This window comes from Mesorhizobium sp. M7A.F.Ca.CA.003.01.2.1, from assembly GCF_003998945.1.
GTDB classification, from domain to species: Bacteria; Pseudomonadota; Alphaproteobacteria; order Rhizobiales; family Rhizobiaceae; genus Mesorhizobium; species Mesorhizobium ciceri.
This window is the reverse complement of sequence record NZ_RZRA01001639.1, coordinates 1-492: the sequence shown is the minus strand read 5'-3', so window position 1 is coordinate 492 and position 492 is coordinate 1. Positions and strand designations below refer to the sequence as shown.

Sequence of the window (492 nt, the reverse complement as noted above, 5' to 3'; positions counted from 1 at the left end):
GACACACTCCAGAAACAAGATTCAACATCCGGGAAAAACTCGCGAAAACATCGCCTGTCATAACCACCCTCGCGGCGGTCACGCGGCCTGCGGCACAACGCGAAGAAATGGTCCCGAAACATGCAACGACGTTCGACCGGATGGATGGCTGCCCTGACAGGCATTTCGCTCGCCGTGCTTGCGGTCGCACAGTCGGATGCGGCGGTCACCCGGAGCGAATATTGCAGCCGGCTCGGTCTTCAACTCGACGGAGCCATCCAGACCAAAGCCAAACCCGGTGCCAGCGCGAGCCAGATCGCCGAGGCAACGGCACTCCAGGACAAGGCGAACCGGTTCTGTGCCGAGCGCAAGCAGGCGCAAGGCATCCGGACCTATGCCAATGCCCTGAAACTTCTTGGCGTGACACCGGTCGACCTGGACCAGTGACAGCAACCATCCATCCCTGAAAGACAGGCCGCCACTCTCGGATAGCGACGGCGGTTCTTCCAGCGC

1 protein-coding gene is annotated in these 492 nt (G+C 61.2%); it reads left to right on the top strand.

All coding sequences use genetic code 11. From position 1 onward, the window contains the following. The first annotated feature begins 144 nt into the window (after positions 1–144). Positions 145–426, top strand: a complete 282-nt coding sequence (locus EN969_RS34685; RefSeq protein ID WP_082826505.1) for a hypothetical protein — start codon at positions 145–147, stop codon at positions 424–426. Positions 427–492: the final 66 nt, after the last annotated feature.

Excerpts from the sequence above, each read along its gene's own strand:
- EN969_RS34685 (WP_082826505.1), top strand. The coding sequence starts at position 145 with ATGGCTGCCCTGACAGGCATTTCGCTCGCCGTGCTTGCGGTCGCACAG.